At 29.8% G+C, this 10622-nt stretch carries 8 protein-coding genes; 2 read left to right on the top strand and 6 right to left on the bottom strand.

The genetic code is table 11. From position 1 onward, the window contains the following. Positions 1 to 379: 379 nt before the first annotated feature. Positions 380 to 4627, top strand: coding sequence for a PolC-type DNA polymerase III (locus tag X275_RS09185; protein WP_047268533.1), 4248 nt, complete (start codon positions 380 to 382; stop codon positions 4625 to 4627). 9 nt (positions 4628 to 4636) lie between these two features. After that, positions 4637 to 4993: a response regulator gene (locus tag X275_RS09180; protein ID WP_047268532.1), complete on the top strand. Its 357-nt coding sequence runs from the start codon at positions 4637 to 4639 to the stop codon at positions 4991 to 4993. 34 nt (positions 4994 to 5027) lie between these two features. Here X275_RS09180 and fabD read toward each other — a convergent pair whose 3' ends face one another. From fabD to fabF, 6 genes are read right to left on the bottom strand one after another with little or no spacing between them, the layout of a single operon-like run. Next, positions 5028 to 5915: an ACP S-malonyltransferase gene (gene fabD / locus X275_RS09175; RefSeq protein ID WP_047268531.1), complete on the bottom strand. Its 888-nt coding sequence runs from the start codon at positions 5913 to 5915 to the stop codon at positions 5028 to 5030. Positions 5916 to 5944: 29 nt separating this feature from the next. Next, positions 5945 to 6856: a nitronate monooxygenase gene (locus X275_RS09170; protein ID WP_047268530.1), complete on the bottom strand. Its 912-nt coding sequence runs from the start codon at positions 6854 to 6856 to the stop codon at positions 5945 to 5947. Continuing rightward, entirely contained in the window at positions 6849 to 7730 is an 882-nt protein-coding gene (locus X275_RS09165) for a 3-oxoacyl-ACP synthase III family protein (RefSeq protein ID WP_047268529.1), read from the bottom strand. The genes X275_RS09170 and X275_RS09165 overlap by 8 nt, the downstream gene beginning before the upstream one ends. A 1-nt stretch (position 7731) precedes the next feature. Further along, entirely contained in the window at positions 7732 to 8151 is a 420-nt protein-coding gene (gene fabZ / locus X275_RS09160; protein ID WP_047268528.1) for a 3-hydroxyacyl-ACP dehydratase FabZ, read from the bottom strand. Beyond that, the gene (locus tag X275_RS09155; protein WP_047268527.1) at positions 8142 to 8987 is read right to left on the bottom strand and encodes a DegV family protein; all 846 of its coding nucleotides are present in this window, start codon (positions 8985 to 8987) and stop codon (positions 8142 to 8144) included. Before X275_RS09155 ends, fabZ begins: the two co-directional genes overlap by 10 nt. Positions 8988 to 8999: 12 nt before the next feature. Beyond that, positions 9000 to 10232, bottom strand: coding sequence for a beta-ketoacyl-ACP synthase II (gene fabF / locus X275_RS09150; protein WP_047268526.1), 1233 nt, complete (start codon positions 10230 to 10232; stop codon positions 9000 to 9002). Between the last annotated feature and the right edge of the window lie 390 nt (positions 10233 to 10622).

Below are 10622 nucleotides of genomic sequence, written 5' to 3'. Positions count from 1 at the left end.
TTAATTTTATATTTCTAAAATTAATAATAATTACTCAATTAATATATCACCTGATATATTAATATAGTTAATTTTTTGTTTTATATAGTTTGATAAATATCACCTGCATAAAGCTAGAGATTGATAGACCTTTTATCTTAAAGATAATTATGGGGACAAAAATTTATAATAAGCCTTTTCAGAATAAGTTTATATCGTGTATAAAAATAATAATATCGGGATAAAATCCTGGTGGTTGCTTAAATGAAACATTATTTATTAATTAGGAAGCATTGCTTCCTCTTTTATTTTTTTAATATCATAATTTCATCATTTAAAATGTATAAATTTAAAAAAAATATGGTATAGTTATGTAAAGGAAATATTGGGAGGTCTTTCAATGAAAATTTCAGATTTTTTACTTTCCAGAATAGGATTTATCCCTTTTTCTCTTCAAGGCGATATTGAAATAAACGACTTTCTTCTTTTAAAAATTTCTACACCTTTAAGCGAAACAGATGAAAAAAAAATAAAAACTTTTTTTTCGAGATTGATGAAAATGCCTGTAAAAATAATGTTTAATTCCAAAAATACTTTGGATTATATTTTGGAGAATTGGATAGATTTAATAATCGGTAATGAAGAAGAAAATTATCTAAGATTCTTTTTACCTGATATTGAAAATAATACATTAATTTTTAGAATTTCAAATAAATTTGCACTTGAAAGAATGAAGAAAAATAAAATCGTCATTGATAATATTCTAAAACGAAACCTTGGATATCTGCCAGATTACGAGTTTGTTTATGACGATTCCATAAACATAAATTATGAAAATTTTTTGAATTCTAAAGATAATGATTCACAAATTATTGATAATTCTGATTCTAATGATTTAAATATTGAAACTTTAAATACTACCAATTCAAATATAAATTCTTTTCAAAATACCAATTTCAATCACAAAGAAAACGAAACTAAAAGTGACGATATTGTAATAGGAAAAGGTTTTAAAAGAGTCTCTATTCCTCTTGATAGATTGAATGATATTATGTATCAAACCTCACAAGTAGTTGTTGAAGGGAGAATATTTCATAAAGAATTTAATGATAGAGCTATTATACTAACTATGTATATAACTGATGAAAAAGATTCTATAACTATTAAAGTTTTTAAAAATAATGCTGAAAAAGTAAATAATACCCTTAAAGAAAATGATTATATTAAAGTAGAAGGTAAAATTACATATGATGAGTATCAAAAAGAATATGTTATAATACCAGAAAATATATTAAAAATCCCTCCAAAAGAACGCATCGATAACGAAAAAGAAAAAAGGGTTGAACTCCATGCTCATTCTAAATTTAGCGCTTTAGATTCTGTTCTCGATGTGGAAGAATTAGTAAAAACCGCTGCAAAGTGGGGGCATAAAGCAGTTGCCATAACAGATCACGAAGTGGTTCAATCAATACCAACCTTTTATAATATTGCAAAAAAAAATAATATAAAGCCTATATATGGATGTGAAATTAACCTCGTTAATAATATGGCATCGATTATAAACAATTTTTCAGAAGAGCTATCTTTTGATTCAAATTTCACAGTTTTTGATTTTGAAACTACAGGTTTTGATCCAAACACAGAAGAAATTATAGAAATTGGTGCTGTAAAAATTATAAACGGAGAAATTTCAGATATTTATCATAAATTAATTAAACCATCAAAAAATGTCCCACAAAAAATTCAAGAAATTACCGGAATAACCAATGAAATGTTAGAAGATGCTCCATCTATAGAAACCGTTTTGCCAGAATTCATGAATTTTATATCAAATACTGTTCTGGTAGCTCACAATGCTAACTTTGATTATAGATTTTTAAGGCGTTGGGTTAAAGAAGTTATGAATATTGATATAAAAATTCCTTACATAGATACATTAGCTATGGCAAGAGCTTTACTTAACCTAAAAGGCGGGCATTCTCTTGATAAAGTTGTTAAGGCATTGGGACTTGGAAATTTTGATCATCATAGAGCTCATGAAGATGCCAAAGTTACTGCATATGCTTTCTTAAAGTTACTTGAAAAAGCTAAAGGCAGAGGGGTTAAAAATTTAAATGAATTGATAAATCTTGAAAAGATGATAGATTTTAAAAAATTAAGAAAATATCACACTACAATATTGGTAAAAAATAAAACAGGGTTGAAAAATCTTTATAAATTGGTGTCTAAAGCTCATACGGAATATTTTTATAGAGATACTACTGTATTGCTTACTGAATTATTAGCAAATAGAGAGGGGCTATTAATAGGTAGTGGTTGCTCAAAAAATATTATATTTGAAGAATTTTCAAGAGGAGCTTCTATTGAAGAAATTAATGCATTAATCAGTTTATTCGACTATATAGAAATTCAACCTTTAGATAGTATAGAGCATCCAAAGGTGGATATAAAAAAAATAAAAGAATTCTATAAATTATTATATAAATCAGCTAAAAATTATAATATTCCTGTTGTTATGACAGGCAATGCTCATTATCTTAATAAGGAAGATAAAAAAGCACGCGATGCTCTAATTATAGGTTCTGCCACAAAAGGACAAAAAAAGACGGTATATCCATCTGATAAGTATTTTAGAACTACTAAAGAAATGCTTGATGCAGCTTATGAAATATTTGAAGATATGAATATAGCTCATGAAATTGTTATTAAAAATACGAATAATATTGCAGATTTAATAGAGGAAATTCAGCCTTTAGAAGGGAAATTACATCCACCGATAATAGATGGAGCTGATCAACAGGTTAAAGAATTAACCTGGAAAACTGCTAAAGAAATCTATGGAGATCCTTTGCCAGAAATTGTAAAAGCAAGGATAGAAAGAGAATTAAATTCAATAATTAATCACGGTTATGCTGTATTATATTTAATGGCTCAAAAAATTGTAAAAAAATCAAATGATGACGGATACCTTGTTGGCTCAAGAGGTTCTGTTGGTTCTTCATTAGTTGCAACCATGATGGGAATTACAGAGGTAAATCCTCTTCCTCCACATTATATCTGTTCAGAATGCCAGTATAGTGAATTTATTACAGACGGTTCATATGATTCAGGATATGATTTGCCGGACAAGAAATGTCCTAAATGTGGTAAAGAAATGAAAAAAAACGGTCAGGATATTCCTTTTGAAACATTTATGGGTTTTGAAGGAGATAAGGTTCCAGACATAGACTTAAACTTTTCAGGTGAATATCAATCAAGAGCTCATAAATTTATAGAAGAACTATTTGGTTCAGACCATGTATTTAGAGCAGGTACAATATCGACAGTTGCAGAAAAAACCGCATATGGCTACGTAAAAAAATACGCAGAAGAATATGCCGGAGATTTGAAAAATGCAGAAATTATAAGATTGGCTAAGAAAATAGAAGGCTCTCGTAGAACAACTGGGCAACATCCTGGTGGTTTGATGATTGTTCCAAAAAACATGGATGTTTATGATTTTACTCCTGTTCAATTCCCTGCAAATGATAGAAAGGCTAACACAATGACAACACATTTTGATTACCATGTTATTCACGATGACCTGGTAAAATTAGATGCATTAGGACATGATGACCCCACATTTTTGAAAATGTTAAGTGATTTAACTGGTATAGAATATAAAAATATAAAGATGGATGATAAGGAAACAATGTCTATATTTTCATCATCCAAAGCTCTTGGAGTAGATCTAAGTTCAGAATTAAGAACTACAGTTGGAACATTGGGAATTCCTGAATTTGGTACTCAATTTGTTAGAGGCATGTTAGAAGAAACAAAACCAAAAACCTTCGCTGCACTGGTTAGGATTTCCGGTTTATCCCACGGAACGGATGTCTGGTTAAATAATGCCAGAGATTTAATAGTTGCGAAACAGGCAACTGTTGATGAGGTTATCGCATGTCGTGATGATATTATGAATTATTTAATCCAGAAAGGTCTTGAAAAAAAACATTCATTTTTTATAATGGAAAAGGTTAGAAAAGGCAAAGGTCTGGCTCCAGAAGATGAAGAGGAAATGAAAAAAAATAATGTGCCTGAATGGTTTATAAATTCATGTAAAAAAATAAAATATCTATTTCCAAAAGCTCATGCTGCTGCCTATGTAAGTATGGCATTTAGAATAGCATATTTTAAAGTTCATTATCCACTTGCATTTTATGCAACTTATTTTTCTGTAAAAGGTGATGAATTTAATACAGAAATTATATTAAAAGGGAAAAATGCTATTAGATCAAAGATTTTTGATTTAAAATCAAGATCCCTTGATGTAAAAGAAAAAAATGAATTGACTGTACTTGAATTAGCCTATGAAATGATTTTAAGAGGATTTGGTTTTTTAGCTCCAGATATATATAAATCAGATGCAAAAAATTTCATAATTGAAGAAAAGAAATTGAGAATACCATTTATAAAAGTTCCAAATCTTGGCGAAAAAGCTGCTGTTAGTATTGTAAAAGCACGAAAAGAAAAAAGTTTTTTATCTGTTGAAGATTTATTGAAAAGGACAGGAATAAACAAAACTACAATAGAAACTTTTAGAAAATTGGGTATGTTAAAAGGATTACCAGAAAGAAATCAGGTTAATTTATTTGAAGGATTAATGTGAGGTGATTGAATGCCTTATAGCATTTTGGTGGTTGACGATTCGAGATTTGATAGAATAATTATTAAAAATATAATTGAAGAACTGGGGCATATAGTTATAGGAGAAGCTGAAAATGGAAAAGAAGCTATAAATGAATATTTCAAATTATATCCAGATATAGTATTAATGAATCTTCTTATGCCTGTGATGGACGGTATAGAAGCAATGAAGTTTATTTTAGAGAATGACCCTCAGGCAAATATTATAGTAACCTCTTCATCTTCAGAAAAAGAATATATAAAAAAGGCAATAATAAATGGCGCAAAAGATTTTCTGGCTATTCCTATACAAAAAGAAAAATTAAAAGAAATTCTGGAGAAAATTTAACCCCAACGCTATTTCAGCAGTTGGGGTTTTTTTGCTATACCTTTAATATACTCTGTGGTTTTAAACTTTTATCTATTCTTTTTATCAGACCAGTTAAAACCTTTCCAGGACCAACTTCATATATTTTTTCAACGCCAAATTCCTTCATTTTTTTTATACTATCAACCCATTTTACCGTTCCAGTAATCTGATTTATAATATTTTCCTTTATTTTGATTGGGTCATTTTCTATATTAGCTGTATAATTTTGTATAAGTTTATATTTTGGTGAATTAAAGTTTATATTTTCAAGCTCTTTTTTCATATTTTCTTTGGCATCTTCAATTAATTTTGAATGAAATGGGCCACTAACGTTTAACTCAACAACTTTTTTAGCTCCATTCTCTTTCAATTGCTTTAATGCTTTTAAAACTTCTTCCTTTTCACCGCTAATTACTATCTGTTCTGGAGAATTATGATTCGCTATATTTACATTTTCAAAATTTGTTAAAACCTTTTCAATTTTTTCAATATCAAGCCCTATCACTGCACCCATTGTTCCTTTGCCTGGAGGACATGCTTCACTCATATATTTTCCTCTTAATCTTACCAATCTTACTCCGTCTTCAAATGAAATAACTTCAGAGGCTACCAATGCCGTCCATTCACCAAGTGAATGACCAGCTAAAATTTCAGGAACAATATTTAATTTTTCTATTGAATATAAATACATAATATATGAAATCGATAATAAAGCTGGCTGTGCATTTTCTGTTAATGTCAATTTTTTTTCATCATCGCCATAAATTATTGATGCCAAATCAAGTTTAATCACATCTGACGCTATATCTAAATATTTTTTATATTCTGGATATTTATCCAATATTTCCTTTCCCATTCCAAGAGTTTGAGACCCTTGACCAGGAAATACAAAACCTATCATTTTCTTCCTCCTTTACATTTGCTAAATTTTTATCTAAAGATTTTTTCTAATTCTTTTCCAAACTCTTCTACTATTTCTTTAACACTCTTTATTTCATTGATTAATCCAGCACTTTGACCTGCCATAAAAGAACCATTTTCCAAATCACCATATAAAAAAGCTTTCTTCAAGCTACCCACCATCATTTCTTCCGCCTCTTCTGGTGAAGATAGTTCTAATTTTTTAATCTTTTTTGCAAATTTATTTTTTATTACACGTGCTGGATGACCTATTGATGCTCCTGTTACTATAGCATCTCTTATACCTGCTTTTAATATTAATTTTTTGTAGTTCTCATGCGCTTCACATTCGTGTGTAGCAACAAAACGCGTCCCCATTTGAATACCTTCAGCACCAAGTTCAAGAACTGCCCTCATTCCTCTAAGGTCTGCAATACCACCTGCTGCAATTACTGGTATATTCAATACATCAACCAATTTTGGTATTAATACCATTGTAGACACATCTCCAATATGCCCACCACATTCCATGCCTTCACCTATTATTGCATCTATACCTGCTTTTTCCAGCCTCTTCGCCAGATTTTCTGAAGAAACTACAGCTAAAACCTTTATATTTTTCTCTTTAAGAGGCAATATATATTTCCCTGGATTTCCTGCACCAAAAATAACAACAGGAACATTTTCTTCTTTAACTATTTCTACTAATTGTTCAGCATAGGGATTTACAAGGATAATATTAACTGCATATGGTTTATTTGTTAATCCCTTTATTTCTTTTATGGCGTTTTTTAAAATATCAGGAGTCATACCTCCGGCTCCAATTGTCCCAAGTCCTCCAGTTTCAGAAACTGCCGCCGCCAATTTTGGAGTTCCAACCCAGGCCATTCCACCTTCTAATACTGGATATTTGATTTTCAGCAATTCAGTTACTCTATTCATTGATACACCTCCAGGTAATCGCTGATGTTGTCATTCCACCACCAACTGATATTAATATATGATCTTTTAATTGTATTTTTGTATTGCCATATTTTTTAAATAAAGTTAAAGGAATGCTTGCAGCACCGGTATTACCATATTCTTCTATTATGTTTAAAAAAGTTATATCTTCAAATGTTTTTTTCACACTTTCGAGGATTCGTTTATTAGCCTGATGTGGAACTATTATTTTTTTTCCATACGTTTCTATATATTGATTTATCATTTTTTTCATATTATTAACAGCAAATTTGTATACTCTCTTCCCATCCATAATTATCTTTTTATTATCATTAATATTTAATGCATCCAAATATTCAGAATCATAGATAACCCTATGATCACAAAGATAACCATCATGATTTTCTAAAACCATGGCAACAGCTGCATCTGAAAAAAGTATTGCTGTATTTATATCAGTACTTTCTACAAGATCTGATAATTTTTCTGAAACTATTATTAATATTTTTCCTGCTATTTTTTCTTTAAACATTACTCCTGCTATATGTAAGGAAGTTATAAATCCAACAAATCCATTTGATATATCTATACCATAACGTAACTTATTAATATTTAGTTTTTCAAATGCTCTCACATAAAATGGTATATAATGCGCTCCTGTTGAGGATACAAAAAGAATAGTATCAACATCTGTTAAATCCAACTTTTCAGCTGCCTTCATTCCCATCTGAAATATATCTATATTTGATATATGTCGTTTTTTAATTCCTGTTCTTTTAAATATCCAATCTTCTGTAACATCAAATTTTTTCGCTAGAGTTAAATTATCCAATATTTCTTCTGGAATATATGCTTTTATTTGAGATATATACATTCTATCCCCTCTTTATTCCAACCATTAATTCTGCAGTTACTACTATTTTATCCTCAACCTTTGCTACAGCTTTTAATTTATACATTCCCATTTTTTCCTGTAATATCATAACTTCATACATTAATTTATCTCCAGGTCTAACCTCTTTTTTAAATCTTGCTTTATCTATTCCAAGAAATAAAGGCACAACTTTTTCTTTCAAATCCTTCATTAACAATATTCCTGCAGTTTGCGCCAGTCCTTCGATTATTAAAACTCCAGGCATAATGGGATATCCTGGAAAATGCCCCTGAAATTGAGGCTCATTTATTGATATGTTTTTATAAGCTATAATTTTTTCTTTTGTTATTTCAACAACTTTATCTACCAATAAAAAAGGATATCTATGAGGTAATATTTCCATAATTTCATCTACTCCCACTGAGTAATCACCCCCACTGCATCTGGTCCTAAATGTGTTCCTATGACAGGATCCAATAATGAATATACAATAGTATCATCGTTTATACCTCGATTTCTTAATTCTTCAATCAATAATCCGCCATATTTTAAATTATTTGTATGAATAACTGCGATTTTCTTCATTCTTAATGAATCTATTCTTTCGATAGAATGATTTATAACCTCTTTTATCATTCTATTAATTCCTCGGGCATTTTTTACCGGTATTATTTCGCCTTCTTCAAGAGAAAGAATCGGTTTCATATTTAACAATCCACCCATAAGTGCTTTGGCTTTTCCTATTCTTCCTCCTTTGTATAGATAATCAATATTTGTTACACTAAAGATTGTTCTTACTGTTGTATAAAAATTTCTGGAGTATTCAATCAATTGCTCAATAGAATAATTTCCACTCTTTATTTTCTCCATCAATTCAAGTATTAAAAAACCAAGACCATAACTCGTCAATTTCGAATCTACTGTAAATATCCTTTTTTCGTCAATCATGGATGCAGCAAGACTTGCAGAATTCAGGGTGCCACTTAATTTTTCTGATATTGTCAAAGTTATCAAATAGTCATATCTTTTCAACATATCTCTATAAACTTCTTCAAAATCTTTTACAGAAGGCTGCGATGTAAGTGGAACATATGATCCAACCTTTAATTCTTCATAAAAGGTTGTTGGACATAAATCTATTGCCTTTATATGTTTTCCATCTCTCAGTATATATAACGATGCGTATCCTATATCATTTTTTTCTAAAAAATCTATTGGCAAATTACATGTATTATCTGTTACTAAACCTATTCTCATAAAACCATCTCCTTATAAACTTTTATAAACCACAGAAACGTTATGACCTCCAAATCCAAACGAATTTTTTATTGCATATTGTGTTTTAACCTCTACTGTCTCTTTGGGAATATTGAGATCTAAAAGTTCATCATTTGGATTCTGTAGATTTGGCATTCCATGAATAAAACCTTCTTTCATCTGCAATATAAGACCTATAAATTCAATTGCAGCTGCACCACCTAAAGCATGTCCAAATAATGTTTTCGATCCCTGAATATAAACTTTTTTTGCATGTTCTCCAAATGCATTTCGCAATGCTCTTGTTTCAGCAATATCTCCTGCAGGAGTTGACGTTGCATGACAATTTGCTAAATCTATTCTTTCTGGTTCTATATTAGCGTCTTTTAATGCTAATTTTATAGCTTTTGCTGCTCCTAGTCCCTGTTCATCTGGAGCACTTATGTGATATGCATCTCCACTCATACCAAATCCTTCAACATATCCATATATATTCGCATCTCTTTTCTTAGCATGTTCTTCTGATTCCAACACTATTATTCCTGCACCTTCCCCCATAACAAAACCATCTCTATCTTTATCAAATGGTCGCGAAGCACCTTTGGGATCATCGTTTCTTGTAGACAATGCTTTCATATTAGCAAAAGCTGCTATTGGCATAGGATCAATAGTAGCTTCTGTTCCACCTACAATAGCAACATCCACATATCCATGTCGTATTAACATAGTTCCAATTGCTATTGCATGCAAAGATGATGCACATGCACTTACTGTATTAAAATTTGGCCCCTTTATTCCAAATTCTATAGAAACCACTCCTGATGCCATATCTGAAATCATCATCGGTATTAAAAAAGGACTTACTACTTTAGGTCCTTTTTTTTCCATTTTTAAAAACTCTTTATATAATGTTTTAAATCCACCTATACCAGAAGCTACTATAACAGCTGCATTTTCTTTCCACTCACCAGCTAAATTCAAACCACTATCTTCTAAAGCTTCTTTTGACGCTGCTATTGCAAATTGTAAAAATCTGTCATATCTTCTTGCTAATTTTTTATCCATATATTGTGTTGGATCAAAATCTTTTACTTCTCCTGCAATTTTTACTTTGTGTTCTGCAGTATCAAACTGGCTTATATGATCTATTCCTATTTTCATATTTTTTAAATTTTCCTTAAATTCTTCTTTTGACTTTGCTATTGAATTAATCGTTCCTAATCCTGTAACTGCTACTTTTACCATAATTCTACCTCCCATAATTTTTTATTATATGTAAATTTTCATCCATATTATCTATTAGCAACAATGTGCCACATGTAAAAAAATAGGAACAAATGTTCTATTTTAGTATAGATTTTATACTTATATAAAAAAACATATAATTAAACTGTATAAAATTTATACTATTATAATTTATTCCTAAATATCCTAAATAATGAATATACTATATTCTCCCACGAAAAGAGTGGATAATTAGGAAAAAGACAAATTACCTAAAACCCCAAAAATAGTAATGGATTTTTCTATTATGGTGTAAATAATTTAAAAGAAATTTTGTTGTATCTTTTATCATTTAATCCAATTATGATATAATAAAAAAGAAATAAAATATCAGAAGGTGAAAAATATGGG

The sequence above is a fragment of the Marinitoga sp. 1197 genome (genome assembly GCF_001021165.1).
Lineage (GTDB): Bacteria > Thermotogota > Thermotogae > Petrotogales > Petrotogaceae > Marinitoga.
This window is presented reverse-complemented; position numbering and strand designations above follow the sequence as displayed.